General features: G+C 67.6%; 14 protein-coding genes. 7 read left to right on the top strand and 7 right to left on the bottom strand.

Annotated elements, in window-relative coordinates; genetic code table 11:
• Window positions 1-16: 16 nt before the first annotated feature.
• Window positions 17-634 carry a transglycosylase SLT domain-containing protein gene (locus SAOR_RS08285; RefSeq protein WP_123630997.1) on the bottom strand — a complete coding sequence of 206 codons (618 nt, stop codon included), beginning with the start codon at window positions 632-634 and terminating at the stop codon, window positions 17-19.
• 205 nt (window positions 635-839) lie between these two features.
• Between SAOR_RS08285 and SAOR_RS08280 the strand changes: the two genes are divergently transcribed.
• The 3 genes from SAOR_RS08280 (at window position 840) to SAOR_RS08270 (ending at window position 5,038) form a co-directional block, all read left to right on the top strand.
• Entirely contained in the window at window positions 840-2,687 is a 1,848-nt protein-coding gene (locus SAOR_RS08280) for an assimilatory sulfite reductase (NADPH) flavoprotein subunit (RefSeq protein ID WP_123630996.1), read from the top strand.
• 67 nt (window positions 2,688-2,754) lie between these two features.
• Entirely contained in the window at window positions 2,755-4,503 is a 1,749-nt protein-coding gene (gene cysI, locus SAOR_RS08275; RefSeq protein WP_123630995.1) for an assimilatory sulfite reductase (NADPH) hemoprotein subunit, read from the top strand.
• Window positions 4,472-5,038 carry a DUF2059 domain-containing protein gene (locus SAOR_RS08270; RefSeq protein ID WP_123630994.1) on the top strand — a complete coding sequence of 189 codons (567 nt, stop codon included), beginning with the start codon at window positions 4,472-4,474 and terminating at the stop codon, window positions 5,036-5,038. Before cysI ends, SAOR_RS08270 begins: the two co-directional genes overlap by 32 nt.
• A gap of 105 nt (window positions 5,039-5,143) precedes the next feature.
• Here SAOR_RS08270 and SAOR_RS08265 read toward each other — a convergent pair whose 3' ends face one another.
• Window positions 5,144-5,839, bottom strand: coding sequence for a TetR family transcriptional regulator (locus SAOR_RS08265; RefSeq protein ID WP_123630993.1), 696 nt, complete (start codon window positions 5,837-5,839; stop codon window positions 5,144-5,146).
• 189 nt (window positions 5,840-6,028) lie between these two features.
• Here SAOR_RS08265 and SAOR_RS08260 point away from each other — a divergent pair, with 189 nt between their 5' ends.
• The 4 genes from SAOR_RS08260 to SAOR_RS08245 all read left to right on the top strand — a co-directional run bounded on the left by SAOR_RS08260 (window position 6,029) and on the right by SAOR_RS08245 (window position 12,120).
• Window positions 6,029-7,090, top strand: coding sequence for a ferredoxin reductase (locus tag SAOR_RS08260; RefSeq protein WP_123630992.1), 1,062 nt, complete (start codon window positions 6,029-6,031; stop codon window positions 7,088-7,090).
• A gap of 68 nt (window positions 7,091-7,158) precedes the next feature.
• On the top strand, window positions 7,159-8,277 hold the full coding sequence (locus SAOR_RS08255) for a fatty acid desaturase family protein (protein ID WP_123630991.1): 1,119 nt from the start codon (window positions 7,159-7,161) through the stop codon (window positions 8,275-8,277).
• A complete protein-coding gene (locus SAOR_RS08250) occupies window positions 8,261-8,572 on the top strand; it encodes a hypothetical protein (RefSeq protein WP_123630990.1) in 312 nt (103 codons plus the stop codon). Before SAOR_RS08255 ends, SAOR_RS08250 begins: the two co-directional genes overlap by 17 nt.
• A gap of 71 nt (window positions 8,573-8,643) precedes the next feature.
• Complete coding sequence (locus tag SAOR_RS08245) at window positions 8,644-12,120, top strand: mechanosensitive ion channel domain-containing protein (protein ID WP_123630989.1); 3,477 nt, start codon at window positions 8,644-8,646, stop codon at window positions 12,118-12,120.
• A gap of 214 nt (window positions 12,121-12,334) precedes the next feature.
• On the opposite strand, the gene SAOR_RS08240 is transcribed toward SAOR_RS08245, so the two are convergent.
• The 5 genes from SAOR_RS08240 to ftsY form a co-directional block, all read right to left on the bottom strand.
• Window positions 12,335-13,942, bottom strand: coding sequence for an OpgD/OpgG family glucan biosynthesis protein (locus SAOR_RS08240; protein ID WP_123630988.1), 1,608 nt, complete (start codon window positions 13,940-13,942; stop codon window positions 12,335-12,337).
• A gap of 31 nt (window positions 13,943-13,973) precedes the next feature.
• A complete protein-coding gene (gene rpoH, locus SAOR_RS08235; protein ID WP_245965423.1) occupies window positions 13,974-14,849 on the bottom strand; it encodes an RNA polymerase sigma factor RpoH in 876 nt (291 codons plus the stop codon).
• A gap of 116 nt (window positions 14,850-14,965) precedes the next feature.
• The gene (ftsX, locus tag SAOR_RS08230; protein ID WP_123630987.1) at window positions 14,966-15,952 is read right to left on the bottom strand and encodes a permease-like cell division protein FtsX; all 987 of its coding nucleotides are present in this window, start codon (window positions 15,950-15,952) and stop codon (window positions 14,966-14,968) included.
• A gap of 2 nt (window positions 15,953-15,954) precedes the next feature.
• Window positions 15,955-16,620, bottom strand: coding sequence for a cell division ATP-binding protein FtsE (ftsE, locus tag SAOR_RS08225; protein ID WP_123590998.1), 666 nt, complete (start codon window positions 16,618-16,620; stop codon window positions 15,955-15,957).
• Window positions 16,621-16,639: 19 nt separating this feature from the next.
• On the bottom strand, window positions 16,640-17,602 hold the full coding sequence (gene ftsY / locus SAOR_RS08220) for a signal recognition particle-docking protein FtsY (RefSeq protein ID WP_123630986.1): 963 nt from the start codon (window positions 17,600-17,602) through the stop codon (window positions 16,640-16,642).
• Between the last annotated feature and the right edge of the window lie 51 nt (window positions 17,603-17,653).

Below are 17,653 nucleotides of genomic sequence, written 5' to 3'. Positions count from 1 at the left end.
CGCGTTCGTCCTGTAATCAGAACGGCCACCACCAGTGGCCGGGGTGTTCGAGTGCCTCGCGGCAGCCGTCGAGCTGGCTCGCGTAGCGCCCGGCGCGGGCATCGACGCGGCCGGCCGTACGTTGGAGCCAGGGTTTGGCCCTGTAGCTGCCGCGCCGGTAGCCGGCCTGGCCCTCGTGATAGGCCAGGTACTGATCGTAGGCGTCCCATTTCGAGATGCCGGCACGGGCATGGCTTTGATCGATGTACCAGCCGACGAAATCGGTCGCATCCGAGAAGTCGTCGCGGTCCGCCCAGCTGTTGCCGGTATCGCGCTTGTACCAGTCCCAGGTGCTGTCGAGCGCCTGGCTGTAGCCGTAGGCCGAGGAAATATGTGTCCACGGGATGAACCAGAACAGGCGTTTACGCGGCGGCCGGGCATCGCCGACAAAGCGCGATTCCTGATGGATGATCGCCATCTGTACGTGGATCGGCGCGCCCCAGCGGTCGAAGGCGTCGCGCGCGTCGTCGTACCAGCCGCTCTTTTCTTGGAAGATGTCGCAGACGTTGGCGGTCGCGCGCGGCGGGGCGGTCACGCAGCCGGCCATCGTCAGGACCAGCAGCAGGACGACGAGGGAGACGGACAGACGCTGCATGAGATTAGGGTAGCAGAGTGCGAATGCCGCGTATGCGGTTATAATATCGCCCGCTCGCCGCCGCGTCGTGCCGTTCATGTCTCGGCCATATATCGCGTGACGTTATAAGAAAAGAAAGAAATAGACGTTTTCACGCTGGTTGGCGGCCGATACCCTGCGCCTCTACCGTTCCTGGCGCCCGACCAGACCCGAGCCCGGATTGTCGATGAAATCTGCCCCCATACAAGAACATACGAGTCCGCTGAATGCGCAGCAGGCGCAGCAGCTCACGGAACTGATCGGCACGCTCACGCCGATGCAGGTGACGTGGATCAGCGGTTATCTCGCCGGCATCAACGCGCACAGCGCCACCGGCGAGGTCGCGCCGCCGGCCCAGAGTGCGGCCGCCCCCGCGGCGCAGGCCGAGGCCAGCGAACCGCTCACGATCCTGTATGGCTCGCAGACCGGCAACGCCGAGGACGTGGCCGAACAGCTGCGCGAGCGCGCCGAGGCGGCGGGGCTGAACGCCACCGTCCACGACATGCTCGACTACAAGCCCAAGGATCTGAAAAAAGAACAGAACCTGATTGTGTGCGTGTCCACGCACGGCGAGGGCGATCCGCCGGACAACGCCGAGGAGCTGCACGAATTCCTGTTCGGCAAGAAGGCGCCGAAACTCGACGGGCTGCGGTTTTCCGTGCTCGCCTTCGGCGATACCAGCTACGACAATTTCTGCCAGACGGGCAAGGACTTCGACGCGCAGCTGGAAAAGCTCGGCGGCAAGCGCATGGCCGAGCGTGTGGATCTGGACGTCGATTTCGACGACGCCGCCGAAGCCTGGATCGACGATATCGTCAAGACCTTCGGTGACGCGCTTGGCGGCACCGGCGGCGGCGAGCAGCCGCATCCGACCGTGACCGCCATGCCCGGCGCCGAGGCCGCGCCGAGTGCCGCGAACTATTCGCGCAAGAACCCGTATCCGGCCGAGGTGCTGGAGAACATCGTTCTCAACGGCCGCGGCTCGGACAAGGAAGTCCACCACATCGAGCTGGATACCGAGGACTCCGGGCTGGTCTGGGAGCCGGGCGATTCGCTGGGCATCATTCCGGAAAACGATCCGGCGGTGGTCGAAGAGCTGATCGCCGCGCTGAATCTCGCGCCTGAGGAGACGGTGACCGGGGTCGACGGCGAGGTCAGTCTCGAACATGCGCTCACGCATCAGTACGAGATCACGACGCTGACCCGTCCGTTCATCGAGAAATACGCCGAGCAGGCGCGCAGCGAAGCGCTGGACGCCCTGCTGGCCGAGGATCAGCGCGACGCGCTCGCCGAATACATGGACGGCCGATTCATCGTCGATCTGGTCGAGGACTATCCGATCGAGGGGCTGGCCGGCGCCGATTTCGTGCGTCTGCTGCGCAAGCTGCCGCCGCGGCTGTATTCGATCGCCTCCAGCTACGCCGCCAATCCGGACGAGCTGCATCTGACCGTGGCCGCGGTGCGCTACGAGGCGCACGGCCGCCCGCGCAGCGGCGTGGCCTCGATCCAGCTCGCCGATCGCAGCGAGGACATCAAGCTGCCGGTCTATATCGACAGCAACAAGAACTTCAAGCTGCCCGCGGACGACGCCGCGCCCATCATCATGATCGGACCCGGAACCGGCGTGGCGCCGTTCCGTGCGTTTCTCGAGGAGCGCGAGGAGCGCGGGGCCAGCGGCGACAACTGGCTGTTCTTCGGCGCCCAGCATTTTCTGACCGATTTCTACTACCAGACCGACTGGCTGCGCTGGCGCCGCGAGGGCCTGCTGACGCGCATGGACGTCGCGTTCTCGCGCGATCAGGCGGAAAAGACGTACGTGCAGGACAAGATCCGGGCGGCCGGCGAGCAGATGTTCGCCTGGATCGAACGCGGCGCCACCGTCTATGTCTGCGGTGATGCCAACGCCATGGCCAGCGACGTCCACGATGCGCTCATCGATCTGATCGGCGAGCACGGCGATCTGGACGCCGAGGGCGCGGCGGGCTATCTCAAGCAGTTGCAGAAGGAAAAGCGTTATCAGCGCGACGTCTATTGAAGCCGGCGCGTAGCAGGTCCATCTTGCAGACAGGCGCCCGCGCGACATCCGATTCGAGTATTCAGCCATGAGCGACGACAAGCAACTGTCCCCGGTCGAGCACATCAAGCTCGCCAGCAACTATCTGCGCGGCACGATCGCCGACGGACTGGCGGACGAGCTGACCGGCTCGATCGCCGAGGACGACACCCAGCTGACCAAGTTCCACGGCTTCTATCAGCAGGACGACCGCGACCTCAGATCGGAGCGCAAGACCTCCAAGCTGGAGCCGCACTACCAGTTCATGCTGCGTCTGCGGCTGCCGGCCGGCGTGGTCACCGGCGAACAGTGGTTGGCCATCGACGAGCTCGCCCACAAGTACGCCAACGGCACCCTGCGGCTGACCACCCGCCAGACCTTCCAGTACCACGGCGTGCTCAAGAAGCATCTGCGGCCTCTCCTGCAGGCGGCCTATCAGGTCGGTGTCGACGCCCGCGGGGCGTGCGGCGACGTCAATCGTAACGTCATGGCCGGGGCCCACCCCGAGCTGTCGGCGGTGCATCGCGAGGTGCACGACTGGTCGCAGCGCATCTCCGAGCATCTGGCCTGGAAATCGCGCGCCTACGAGGAGATCTTCCTGGAGCAGCCGGCGGCGGGCGAGGATCACGAGCCCATCTACGGCACCTCCTATCTGCCGCGCAAGTTCAAGATCGCGATCGCGGTGCCGCCGGAGAACGATGTCGACGTCTTCGCCAACGACATCGGCCTGATCGCCATCGTCGATAACGGCGAACTGGTGGGCTTCAACGTCGCCATCGGCGGCGGCATGGGCTCGACCCACGGCGAGCCGGCGACCTATCCGCGGTTGGGCAGCGTCATCGGCTTCGCCACGCCCGAGGCGACGCTCGCGGTGGTCGAGGAACTGGTCAAGATCCAGCGCGATCACGGCGACCGCGAGAACCGCAAGCACGCGCGCTTCAAGTACACCATCGATGACCACGGCATCGACTGGATCCACGAACAGCTCGATACCCGCGCCGGGATCCGGCTCGAACCGGCGCGCGAGTATCGTTTCGACCGCAACGGTGATCCGCTCGGCTGGCGCCGGTCCGACGACGGCCGCTGGCATCTGACGCTGTTCATCGAAAACGGTCGGATCGCCGACTTCGACGATGCCGGCTTCCATCGCGGCCAGTATCCCGGCCCGTCGGGCTACAAGCTGATGACCGGCCTGCGTGAACTGGCCAAGATCCACAAGGGCCACATTCGGCTGACCGGCAATCACAACGTGATCATTGCCGACGTCGACGAGGCCGACAAGCCGGCGATCGAGGAACTCGTCGCCCACTATGGTCTGGACGACGGCAGCCGTTATTCGACCCTGCGCCATTCCGCCATGGCCTGCGTCGCCTTTCCGACCTGCGGCCTGGCGATGGCCGAATCGGAGCGCTATCTGCCGAGTCTGATCACCAAGTTCGAGGCCGTCATGGCCGACGCCGGCCTGAGCGACGACTCGATCGTGGTGCGCATGACCGGCTGCCCCAACGGTTGTGCGCGGCCGTTTCTCGGCGAGATCGGCTTTGTCGGCAAGGCGCCGGGCAAGTACAACCTGTATCTGGGCGCGGCCCACGACGGGTCGCGCCTGAACAAGCTCTATCGCGAGAACATCGGCGAGGACGAGATCCTGGCGGAACTGACGCCGATCATCGAGCGCTACGCGGAAGAGCGTGACGACGGTGAGTCCTTCGGCGATTTCGTCGTTCGTACGGGTATCATTGCCGAAACCACCGAAGGGCGCTTCTTCCATGACAACGTCGGCTCTCCCGAACCGGCCTAGCCGCCGGCCGCTGTTCGCCGTCGCGCGGCCGCTGCTGGTCGCGCTGGCGCTGTGCGTTGGCGGGTTCGCGACGGCACAGGAGCGGCCCGCCTCGGGGTCCGCTTCGCCGGACGCGTCCCGCGAAGCGCTCATCCGTGAGCTGATCGAGCTCACCGACGCCGAGCAGGTGGAAGGCGTGTTCTCGCGCCAGTTCATCGATCGCGTCGCCAACGCCGTCGCGCTGGTGCAGCCGCAGCTGGACCCGCGGACCATGCGGGTGATCCGGGAGGAGTCGGCCGCGGTCGTGCGCGATCGCATCGAATCCGGCGACGCCCTGTATTCCGTGCTTTACCCGGTCTATTCCAGGCACTTCAACATCGTCGAACTGTCGCGGCTGCTGGAGTTCTACCAGTCGCCGCTCGGCCAGAAGCTGGTGCGCGTGTCGCCGCAGCTGCTGACCGAGTCGCTCTCGCTGGGGCGCGAATGGGGCCTGTCGCTCGTGCCCGAGATCATCGATCGGGTGCAGTCGCGCCTGGACGAGACCGGAAGCGACTGACACCTCGCGTTAACGGGTGCCCCGGCAGCCCGCGGCGCCGGGCCCGAGATCCGGATGAAGCGCGGGGCTGGGCGTTGTCGATAAAAGGGTAGCGGTCAGCCGCCGTCAGCCGTCAGCCCGGGGCCGATCGGTCTCGTCGCGGTCCTCGGGCCGGCTCTCCCATTGGCCCACGCCCATGAAGATCAGCCGCAGCTGTTTCTCGGCGCGGAGCATGAGCGCGGTGTCCTCCGGGTGGTTCGCCGCCACCTCGAGGATGCGTTCCGAAAGCGCGATCACGGTATTGACCACCAGATCCGAGAGCATGCGCAGATCGGTCTCGGCGATGTGCGAGAACTCGTCGAAACGCGCGAAGATCGCCGCGAGCGCGTGGGTGAGCACCCGGATCTCGTCGTGGATCGCCGCCCGCATCGGCGCGGTGCCGGAGAAGCGTTCCTTGACCACGAACTGGAACAGCAGGCGGTTGTCGCGCACGTGATGGGCGAAGAGTTCGACCGAATGGCGGGTCAGCCCCTTGAGCGGCAGCGCGCTGAGGTCCGCGTCCTGGAGCAGTCGGCGAAGCTCGCGGAACGTCTCTTCGACCAGGGTCAGGCCGAGCGCGTCCAGATCCTCGAAATGACGATAGAACGCGGTCGGCACGACGCCGGCCTGCCGCGCGATGCGGCGCAGCGATATCGCCGAGAAGTTGGCTTCGGTCGAGACCAGCTCGAGTGCGGCCTGCATCAGCGCCTCGCGCGCTTCACCGCGGCGGGGGGCGGTGCGACGCGCCGCGCCGGCTGGCGTATTGTCGGCGGATCGGGTCATCGTGTCCGGTCGTGCGGCCATCGGTTCAACGCGGGATCAGCCGGCGACCATAGCCGCTGCGGGCGCTGTTGCAAACAGGCGCCCGCAGCGGCGGCCGGCAACGGGGCATGATTCTTTGTGAACAAGTGTTGACTTAATGGTGCGCCGCACCTAAAGTGTACACCTGTTCACGTGCCGGAGGAAGCCGTCATGAAACCCGTGGTGAAGAAACTGCTCGGCAGCCCGCTGGTCGGCGCGCTCGCCAGCCCGCTCTCGGTGGACGACTATCTGGCCCTGATCGATCGCCGGCTGTCACTGCGCGAGCCGCGCGGCCGGGTCAGCGCCGTCGCGCGCCAGACGCCCGACAGCGTCACCCTGACCATCGAGCCCAACGACAACTGGACGGGTCATCGGCCCGGCCAGCACCTCTTGCTCGGCGTGGATCTGGACGGCGTCCGTCACAGCCGTTGCTTTTCCATCGTCAGCGCGCCCGGCGATCCGCTGATCGAGGTCACGGTCAAGCGTAACGGCGACGGTCGCGTGAGCAACTTTCTGGTCGATCACGCCGAGCGCGGTCAGCTGATCTATCTGAGCCCGGCCGAGGGCGATTTCTGTCCCGGCCCGTCGGTGCCGGAACGTGCGCTGCTCATCAGCGCTGGTAGCGGCATCACGCCGGTGATGGGGGTGCTGCGCGACTGGCTCGCGCGGGATCGCGTGCAGGATGTCGTGTTTGTCCACTACGCGCGTTCGCGGACCGACATGATCTACGCCGCCGAACTGGCGGCGCTGGACGCGCGTCATCCGGGGCTGCGCGTGGAAACGGTCTACACCGCCGGAGGCGGCGGCCGCATCGACGCCGCCGCCCTGGACGGTCGGGTGCCCGACCTCGCCGAGCGTGAGACCTGGCTGTGCGGGCCGGCGGGCTTCATGGACGCGGCCGAGCCGCTCATCCGGGCGCGCTCGAACCGGCCGTTGCACCGCGAGCAGTTCGCCGCCACCCGGCGCGAGGCCGCCCACGGCGAAGGCGCCGTACAGTTCGTCAAATCCGATATCGCCGCCTCGGGCGAAAACGGCTCGCTGCTCGAGGTCGCCGAGGGCGCCGGCCTCAAGCCGGCCTACGGCTGCCGCATGGGCATCTGCCACGCCTGCAAGTGCCGGGTGAGCGAGGGCACGGTGCGCGATCTGCGTACCAACCGCGTACGCGACGTGCGCGATACCGACCTACAGCTTTGTATCCACGCCGCCGCCGGCGACGTGGCCGTCGAACTCTAGAACGCGCCTCACGCGCGCTCGAACCGCCATTCACGACAGGACGCCACCGCGTCCGGGAGTCAAGAACCATGGGTAAGCCGACACATCTGAGCGAAGCCGACATCGCCGAATTCGGGCGCGAGCTCGATGCCGTGCGCGACGAGGTCATGAACGATCTCGGCGAGCGCGATGCCCGCTATATCCACAATATCCTCGCCACCCAGCGCTACAGCGAAGTGGTCGGGCGGGCGATGCTGATGGCCGGCTTCCTGCCGCCGGCGTGGCTCGGCGGCGTGGGCCTGCTGTCGCTGTCCAAGATCCTCGAGAACATGGAGATCGGGCACAACGTCATGCACGGCCAGTGGGACTGGATGAACGATCCGGCCCTGGATTCGGGTACCTACGAGTGGGACAACACCTGCCCGTCGGATCAGTGGAAGCATTCGCACAACTACGTGCACCACACCTTCACCAACATCGTCGATCTCGACCGCGATCTGGGCTATTCGGTGCTGCGCATGAGCGAGGACCAGGCCTGGGAGCCGCGTTTTCTCGTGCAGCCCGGTATCGCCCTCACGCTGGCGGCGTTTTTCCAGTGGGGCGTGGCCCTGCACGATCTGGAATGGGAGCGCATCGGCAAGGACAAGAGCTGGAGCGAGGTCGGCGTGCAGGCGCGCGGCATCTGGGGCAAGGTGCGCAATCAGCTGTTCAAGGATTACGTGGCCTTCCCGCTGCTCGCGGGCCCGATGGCCCCCTTCGTGATCTCGGGCAACTTCGCGGCCAACTTCAACCGCAACATCTGGTCGTTCATGATCATCTTCTGCGGCCATTTCACCGACGAGGTGGAGATGTTCGACGTCGAGGAGACGCGCGACGAGGCCCGTGGCCAATGGTATCTGCGCCAGCTGCTCGGCTCGTCCAATCTCGACGGCTCGGTGCCGTTCCATATTCTCAGCGGCCACCTGAGCTATCAGATCGAGCATCATCTGTTCCCCGACATGCCCTCGCACCGCTATCGCGAGATCGCACCGCGGGTGCAGGCGATCTGCGAGCGCTACGGTCTGAACTACAACACCGGCCCGCTCAGCAAGCAGTTCGGCGGCGTGGTCAAGCGCATCCTGCGCATGTCGTTGCCGCATCGGCGCAAAGGCAATACGCTTGCCGATGAGTCATCCGTGGATGCGCCCGTCTATGCTGAAGCTGCTTGAAACCGTCAAGGATTCGGCCGAGTCGACCTTCGATTCGGCCGCGTCGCGGGTCGAGAACGTCCATCGCCTGATCGGCGATTATGTCGGCGGCCAGGCCGGCCGCCTGCGGGGCCGCTCCGCCGGTGGCGCCGCGGACCGCGCCGCGTCGGCGGATCCCGCGCGACCGACGATCTATGACGTCGTGCGGGGTGTGAACCGCGAACTCGGCGAGTTCGGCACCGATGTCTTCGAGATCATCGACGATGCCCGCGCGCGCCGGCGAGCCGAAAAGCGCGGCGATGACGAGAGCCGCTGACTCGCCGTGCGCCCCCCGTGCGGGGTAGAATCTGGCCGCTGTCAGGCAGCGCAACCAAAGCGAAGGGCGACATGCGGTTGACGAGGCATCAGGGGCTGGCCGCGCCGCGCCCTGCAGGCGTGGGGCGTGCGGTCGCGTTCGTGCTGTGCTGGCTGCTCTGCATGGTCGTGGCCCACGCCCAGCAGCCGACGGATGCCGATGTCGACATCGACCAACGGCTCGGCCAGCTCCAGGATCGCATCAGCGCGTTGAAGGCGCGCGACGACGTCGACTCGGCGCTGCGCGATGAAGCGCTGGAGACCTACCAGCAGGCCGTGTCCGCGCTCGAGGCGGCCCAGAGCGATCGCCGTCAGACCGAAGCGCTGCGCAAGAAGGCGGCCGAAGCACCGGCCGAGATCCGACGCATCAACGAACAGATGCGAGCGATCGAGGCCGCGCCCAGCCGGGACGCACTGGAGGAGGTCGCCACCTCGAAGCTGTCGACACGGGCCGACGAGCTCGATACCCGGCTCGGCGAGACGCAGGCCCGCCTGTCCGATCTGCGCGATCAGCTGACCCGTCTCGCCCAGCGCCCGGACGCCGCGCGCCGGGAGCTGGCCGAGGCACGCAATGCGCTGCAATCCCTGGATACGTCGGTCGCATCGTCGTCGAGCGACGAGCCCGGCGCCAGCGCGCTCAACGAGGCCGAGCGCAGCCAGCTGTCCGCCCGGCGCGAAGCCCTGACCGCCGAGATCGAGCGCCTCCAGCAGGAGCTGTCCGGCCTGGATGCCCGCGAACGCCTGGTCGAGGCACAGCGCACACTGGCCGAAGCGCGGCTGTCCCGCGACACGCAGGCGCTCGCCACGCTCCAGCTGGCGCTGGCGCAGCGTCAGAACGACACCGCCAAAACGCTGCGCGAGCAGAGCCAGGACACGCTCACCGAGCTTCGCGGCGCCGCCCGGCCGCTCGCCGACGCGGCCCAGCGCAATCTGGAACTGTCACGGGAGCTGGCCGAAGTCACCGCCGACAGCGAGCGTCTGGCCTCACGCCAGGTGGAACGCCGCAGCGATGTCGAGGATCTCGAGCGGCGCCTGAATCTGGTCCAGCGTCAGCTCGAGATCGGCGGCACGTCGGTGGCCCTCGGCGATGTCCTGCGCTCGCAGAAGCGGGACCTGAGCTCGCCCGAATTCGCGGCGGTGCCCGGTACGGGAAGTCGGGCGCCTGATATCGCCTCGGCCGAACTCCAGCGCTTTCAGCTCCAGCAGGCGCGGGTGGAGCTCGATGATCTCGCCTCGCGCGCGGATGCGCTGGTCGACGGACCGGATGCGCTCAACGACAGCCAGCGCCGGTCACTGATCAACCTCCTGGAACAGCGCCGCGATGTGCTCGATCTCCTGGTCGACGCGGAGGGCCGCTACATCGACATCGGGCGGGATCTGCGCTCGCTCGGGGAACAGTACGAGGAAACGCTGGGCGCCTTCGAGCGACTGCTCGACGAGCGTCTGTTCTGGCTGCCGTCGTTCGACCGCGTGGGTCTGGACTGGCCGGCCGCGGTCGCCCGCGATCTGCCCTGGGTGTTTGATCCCGACGGCTGGAACAGCGCGGTGGCGGCCTTCGTCTCGGGCGCGAGCAACGAGCCGCTCGCGGCGCTGCTCGCCGCGCTCATCGTCGCCGCCATGCTCAGTGTGCAGCGGACGCTGCGCGCACGGCTCAAACGGCTCGCAGAACCGGTCGGCAACGTGCGGCGCGATACCTTCTGGGTGACGCTGCGCACCACGCTGATCACGCTGCTGCTGTCGCTGCCGGCCGCGCTGCTGCTGGTCGCCACGGGCTTGTTCATCCGTCAGGGCAGCGATCCGGCACCCTATGCGCTGGCCGTGGCCTACAGCGCGATCCAGCTCGGCGTGCTGGTACTGTTCATCGAGCCCTTCGCCCAGGTGTGCCGGGCCAACGGCCTGGCCGAGCGGCATTTTCTCTGGGACGAGGCGGCTCGCCGCGGTCTGCATCGGAATCTGCGCTGGCTGCTGGCCGTCCTGGTGTTGCCGACCCTGGTGCTGGCGCTCACCGAGTCGATCAACGAGGACGGCAGGCGCGAGACGCTCGGGCTGGCCGCGTTCGTGTTCAGCTCGCTGATGATCGCGGCGTTCTCCTGGCGGCTGCTGCATCCCACCCGTGGGGCGATCTCCAACCTGGCCGACAGCAGCGACGACCACTGGCGGCTGGGCTATCTGTGGCTGCCGCTGGCGGTGGGGGTGCCGCTGCTGCTGTCGGGAATGGCGCTCTGGGGCTATTACTACACGGCGCTGCAGTTGCAGACCCGTTTCTTCTATTCGGCGGCGCTGCTGTCGGGCTGTCTCATCCTCTACAGCCTGATCGTGCGCTGGCTGACCGTGGCCGAGCGCCGGCTGGCACTCACCCGCGCCCTGCGCAAGCGCGAGGAGGCGCGCGAGGCCCGCGCCGCGCGCGAAGCCGCGGCCGCGGCCGGCGAGGGCGCGCCGGAGAATCTGGACACGCTCGAGATCGATCTGCTCCAGATCAGCGAACAGACGCGCGGACTCATCAAGGTGGTGATCACGCTGATCATCGGTGGCGGCCTGTGGCTGATCTGGTCGGATACGCTGCCGGCGCTGCAGCTGCTGGATAACGTCACGCTCTGGCAGTACAGCACCGAGATCGAAGGCCAGAACCAGCTCATGAACGTCACCCTCGGCGCTCTGATGCTGGCGCTCGCGGTGGGGGTGATCACCGCGCTCGCGGGGCGCAACCTGCCGGGGTTCCTCGAGATCACGATCCTGCGCCGGTTCTCGATGGACGCCGGCAGCCGCTATGCGATGGCCACGCTGTTCCAGTACGCCATCGTTATCGTCGGCCTGCTGGTGGCGGTCAGCCTGATCGGGCTGCGTTGGTCGTCGATCCAGTGGCTCGTCGCCGCCGTCGGCGTCGGTCTGGGTTTCGGGCTGCAGGAGATCTTCGCCAACTTCGTCTCCGGCATCGTGATCCTGTTCGAGCGTCCGGTGCGGGTCGGTGACACGGTCACGGTCGGCACGCTCACCGGCACGGTTTCGCGCATCCGCATCCGTGCGACCACGGTCACCGACTGGGACAACAAGGAAGTGGTCATCCCCAACAAGACCTTCATCACCGAGACCGTGATCAACTGGACGCTCACCGACGACATCACGCGGCTGATCCTGCGCGTGCAGCTGCCGCTGGATACGGACACCGAACTCGTCGAACGTCTGATCTCCGAGGCCATCGAGGCCGAGCCGGTGGCTCTGGAGGAGCCGGCACCCTCGGTCTTTCTCGTGGGTTATGACGACGGCACGATGACCTACGAGGCGCGGGTGTTCTATCACGACCTCTACAATCTGCTGCCGCTCCAGCATGCGCTCTACAAGCGGATTCACGCGGCCTTCGCCGACAACCGCGTGACCGTGTCCTTCCCGCAGCGGGATCTGCACCTGCGTTCGATGGATTCGTCCTTCGAGCGCTTCGGCCGCGAGGCCGGGCCCGGCGGGGCTCGCACGGGCCGGGACGACGACGCTCCGGCACCCGCCGACGGGCGTTAGATCACGCGGTTCGGCATCCGATCCCCCGTTTCCCGAACGTGCGGCGGGCGCGGGCAGGGCCCGCAGCACGAGACGGCGTGAGCCGGCCCGCGGGTCCCACGCGCCGGACGCACGCCCGGCAGGCAGGCGCCTTCCGAGCCCGGCGCGACGGGTTGGGCCATGGCGCGGGCCGATAGGCAGAGGCCGTCGCCGCGGAGACGTCGCGCGTGCCGGCCTAGGCGTTTTCCTCCGGGTGAAAGATCTGGGTCGGCAGCGCTTGTGGAAAATAGGCGAACAGCCAGGTTTCGGTCAGCAGCCGGTCGCTGTGGGCGAGCACGCAGCGCAGCTCGACCGGTTCGTCCGCCGGCGGCAGCGCGCCGCTCCAGTCGAAGAACGCGCGCCAGCGCGGCGTGCCGGCGACACGACGGGCATAGGGATTGACGATATCGCCGTGACTGGCGCTGGCCCGGACATCGAGGGCCGTATCGTCGGCGAGTCGAGGCAGCGCGCCGCCTTCGAAATCGATCACGAACTTGCGAGCCAGCACCGACTGGTCGTCGTAGCTGCCCGGGTCGCCGGCCCGGCCGGTTCGGGTCGCCACCACCTGCGCGCGTCCGGACGCGGGCGCTGAGCGGTCCCGCCAGTCGAGCCGATAATCGAAGCGCCAGCGGGCGTCCGCGTGGTCGCTGCCCTCGGGCACCCAGAAGGCGTTGATGTTGTCGTACACCTCCTCGGCGGTGGGCAGTTCGAGCAGCCCGACATGCCCCGGGCCCCAGTCGCCGCGGGGGGTCACCCACAGGCTCGGGCGGCGTTCGTAATGGACCGCTGCGTCCTGATAGTGGTCGAAGTCCCGGTCGCGCTGGAGCAGGCCGAAGGCGCGCGGATCGGTGTCGCCGAAGGCGCTGTAGTGGGTCCGCGGCGGATTGTCCAGTGCCCGCCAGAGGTGTTCGCCGCGCCCGGTGATCATGGCGAGACCGTCGCTGTCGTGCAGTTCCGGACGCCAGTCGGTGCCGCGCCGGGCGTTGGTCTCGCTGAACCAGAACATGCTCGTCATCGGGGCGATGCCCAGCCGCCGGATGCCGTGGCGCTGAAACAGATGCGATTCGACCTCAATCACCGCGCCGCGCTCGCCGATTTCGAAACGATAGGCGCCGGTCAGATCCTCTCCCTCGAGCAGGGCGCACACGGTGAGCGTCGTATCCTCCGGGGCCGGGCGCAGGAGCCAGTAGGCGGTGAAGTGCGGAAAGGATTCCTCGGCGCCGTAGCCGGTGTCGACCGCGACGCCGCGGGCGGACAGGCCGTACTGGTCGAGCGCGCCGGAGCTGCGGAAATAGCTCGCGCCCTTGAAAGCGCACCATTCGCGGCGGTCGCCGGTCGCATCGCGCACGCGAAAACCGGCGAAGCCGAGATCGGCCGGCAGCCGCTGTTCCAGCTCGGGATCGTCGTAGCGGAACAGCGACGGCCGATAGTCGAGCCGGCGTGCGCGGCCGTCGGTGTCGACGACGTGCAGCGTTACCGGCACCCGTGCGCTCTGGTCGAGTTGGAAGAACTCCACCGTCACCGGCAGGTCCGCGCCGTGCCACAGCGAGTGCTCGCGGTCGGCATGGATCCCCATGAAGGTGTCGTAGCCGAGCTCATCGAGCAGTGCGGCGTGCCGCGACTCGGGTGAATCGTAGGGTCGATCCGCGAGTCCACGCGCGTGTGCGATCAGATGCTCGAAGGTAAAGCGACGATCATCGGGCGGGGCCGCATGCAACGGCCAGTGCCAGCCGCCCAGCGCCGAGGCGCCGGCAAGTGTCGCGGTCGACACCAGCAGACGCCGCCGCGTCGTGTCGGGAGGCATGGCCGCCGCCGAGCGGGGGCGTCGGGTCGCCTCAGGCAGCGACCATGGCGCCGCGCAGCTTCTTGATCGCCGCGACCTCGAGCTGACGAATGCGCTCGGCGGAGACACCGTAGCGGTCGCCGAGCTCCTGCAGCCCGATCTTGCCGTCCTCGCGCAGCCAGCGCGATTCGAGGATGTCGCGGCTGCGCTCGTCCAGCCCGGTCATCGCCTGCGACAGGTTGGCGTGCTGGTAGGTTTCCCAGTCGCCGTTCTCGACGTCGGCGGCCGGGTCGTAGCCGTCCTCGGCGGCGAGGTAGTCCTCCGGCGCGTAGCTGTCCTCGTCGTTGGCCGAGGGCAGGGCGTTGTAGGAGGTGTCGCCCCCGGACAGCCGGCGCTCCATCTGCAGCACCGTCTCCGGCTTGACGCCGAGATCGGTGGCGACCGCGTTGACTTCCTTGTCGTTCATCCAGCCCAGGCGCTTCTTGGAGCTGCGCAGGTTGAAGAACAGCTTGCGCTGCGCCTTGGTCGTGGCGACCTTGACGATGCGCCAGTTGCGCAGGATGAATTCATGGATCTCGGCGCGGATCCAGTGGACCGCGAAAGAGATCAGGCGCACGCCCACACTGGGATCGAAGCGCTTGACCGCCTTCATCAGGCCGATGTTGCCTTCCTGGATCAGGTCGGCGAGCGGCAGGCCGTAACCGGAGTAGCCGCGCGCGACGTGCACCACGAAACGCAGGTTGGACAGGATCAGCTTCTGGGCGGCCTGAATGTCGCCTTCGTCGCGCAGCTTGCGTGCGAGCTGCTGCTCATCGTCCTGCTCGAGCACCGGAATGCTCGAGACCGCCTGGAGATAGGACTCGATGCTGCCGGACGCGAGCGTGGGCAGGTTCATGCGGGCCGGGGACAGGGAGATATCGTTAGCCATGTGCAAAGCCTCCTTCGGACTTTTGCCTATGGCGTCATTCTATCAAATAACGCCGGAGTGGGGCTGCAGTCCAATAGTAATATCCCAAAGACAGGCGGCGCGACGTTTGGTTCCCGCTATCGTGGTTCGATGTCCGCGAGTCGCCGGTTCACGGTCAGCGCGCAGCCGCACCAGCCCAGCGCGATGCCGGTCGCCAGCAGGGCGAACCCGCCGCTCCAGCCGAGGCCGACCAGATCGAGCGCGCCGTCGTAGGAGCGCGTCAGCGTGCCGAGCGGCCCGGCCAGCGCCACGAAGCATCCGCCGAGCAGGATCAGCGCCACCACCGCCCCGGACAGGCCGTACCAGACGCCGCTGTAGAGGAACGGCCTGCGGATGAAGGCGTCGGAGGCGCCCAGCAGTTTCATGACCTCGATCTCCTCGCGCCGGTTCTCGATGTCCAGCCGGATGGTGTTGCCGACGATGAACACCACCGCTGCCGACAGCAGCAGCCCGATCACCCAGGCCGCGCGCTCGATCAGCGAGAGGATGGCGAACAGACGCTCCAGCCAGGCCTGGTCCAGCTCGGCCCGGGCCACGCCGGTCTCGCCGCGCAGCGTGTCGACGAGCTCGCCCACCGCGGCCCGGGTCATGTCCGCGTCGGGCGTGACCACGACCACCGCGGGCAGGGGGTTGGACGGCAGCGCGTCGAGCGCGTCGCCGAAGCCCGAGGCCTCGCGAAACGTCTCGAGGCCCTCTTCGGCGGAGACGTATTCGGCACCGTCGATCGTATCGCGGGCATCGAGCCGGCGCGCGAGCGTGCGCCCGCGCTCCACGCTCACGTCGTCGTCGAGATACAGCGAGGCCTGGACCGTGCCCTGCCAGCTGGTCGAGAGCGTGTCGAGATTCTTGACCAGCACGTACAGTCCGGTCGGCAGGGCGAGCGTGATGCCGATCACGAACACGGTGAGCAGGCTCGCGACCCAGCGCCGGTGCATGCGCCCCAGCGCCTCGATGAGACAGCGGGCGTGCGCGCCCAGCCAGCCCTGGGCCGGCGCGGCCAGGGTGGGTATGCGCTGGCGCTGGGACGGCCGGCGTCCGTCGCGGCCGCGGCGCTGTTCGGCCATGCCTAGCCGGCCTCCAGATGGCCGTGATCGAGCGCGATCCGGCGATGGCCCATGCGCTGGACCAGATCGATGGCGTGCGTGGCGATCATGATGCTCGTGCCGGTCTCGTTGAGGCGGGTGAACAGCCGCATGATGTCGGCCGACAGCGCCGGGTCGAGATTGCCCGTGGGCTCGTCGGCCAGCAGCAGATAGGGGCGATCGACCACCGCGCGGGCGATGCCCACCCGCTGCTGCTCGCCGCCGGACAGGGTCACCGGGAACTTGCGTTCGTGTGACAGCAGACCGACGGTGTCGAGAGCGGCGCGCACGCGGCGGGCGATGTCGGCGTGGCCCAGGCCGCGGATCACCAGCGGCAGGGCGACGTTGTCGAACACGGTGCGGTCGAACAGCAGATTGTAGCTCTGGAAGATCAGCCCCAGCCGCTGGCGGTAGCGCGGAATCTGGCGCCGCCGGACCGTGGCCAGATCGGTGCCGTTGATGACCACCTGGCCCCGGGTCGGCCGTTCGATCAGGCCGATGAGTTTCATCAGCGTCGACTTGCCGGCGCCGGAATGGCCGGTGAGAAACGCCATCTCGCCGCGCGCGAGGCGCAGCGACACGCCGTCGAGCGCCATCTTGCCGCCGGGATAGCGCTTGACGACGTGATTGAAGGCGACGATATCGGTCATGCGCGGGCCGGTGTGCGCGTCAGCGCTGGAACAGGGCGTCCATGAACGCTTCCGATTCGAACACGCCGAGATCCTCGACCGCCTCGCCGACGCCGATGAAGCGCAGTGGCAGCCCGAGTTTCTGGGCGATCGCGAAGACGATGCCGCCGGCCGCCGAGCCGTCGAGCTTGGTCACCGTGATACCGGTCACGCCGACCGCCTCGTTGAAGGCCACGGCCTGCTGCAGGGCGTTGCCGCCGGTGGTGGCGTCGACCACGAGCATGACCTCGTGCGGCGCGCTCTCGTCCTGCTTGCCCAGCACGCGCTTGATCTTCTTGAGCTCGTCCATCAGGTGGCCCTGGGTGTGCAGGCGCCCGGCGGTATCGGCGATGAGAATATCCGTGCCGCGCGCCTTGGCGCGCGAGAACGCGTCGTAGACCACCGAGGCCGAATCCGCGCCGCTGCCCTGGGCGACCACGGGCACGCTGTTGCGCTCGCCCCACTGCTGGAGCTGTTCGACCGCCGCGGCCCGGAAGGTGTCGCCGGCGGCCAGCATCACCGACTGGCCCGAGTCCTGGAACTTCTTCGCTAGCTTGCCGATGGTCGTGGTCTTGCCGACGCCGTTGACGCCGACCATGAGGATCACGAAGGGCTCGCTCTGCTCGGGGATCTCCAGCGGGGCCTCGCAGGGCGCGAGTATGTCGCCTAGATGCTCGCGCAGCGCCCGGCCGAGATCCTTGCCCGAGCGCAGCTGGCCGCCGTCGAACATCGTCTGCAGACGGCCCATGACCTGGCCGGTGGCGTCCACGCCCACGTCCGAGAGCAGCAGCTTGGTCTCGAGTTCGTCGAGCGCATCCTGATCCACGGTCTCGCCGGGGAGCAGGTTGCGCAGGTCGTAGGTCAGCCAGGAGTCGCCCTTGTTGAGGCTGGCCCGCATCCGGGTGAAGAACCCCGGTTGCTTGAGCTTGCTCTTCTTCTTGGGCTTGGAGGGGGCGAATGCCATAGGCGTAACGGCGCGTCCGCGCGAACGATGAACGATCTGGAGGGGCCGGCG

Source organism: Salinisphaera orenii subsp. orenii MK-B5 (assembly GCF_003788635.1).
GTDB lineage: Bacteria > Pseudomonadota > Gammaproteobacteria > Nevskiales > Salinisphaeraceae > Salinisphaera > Salinisphaera orenii.
This window is presented reverse-complemented; position numbering and strand designations above follow the sequence as displayed.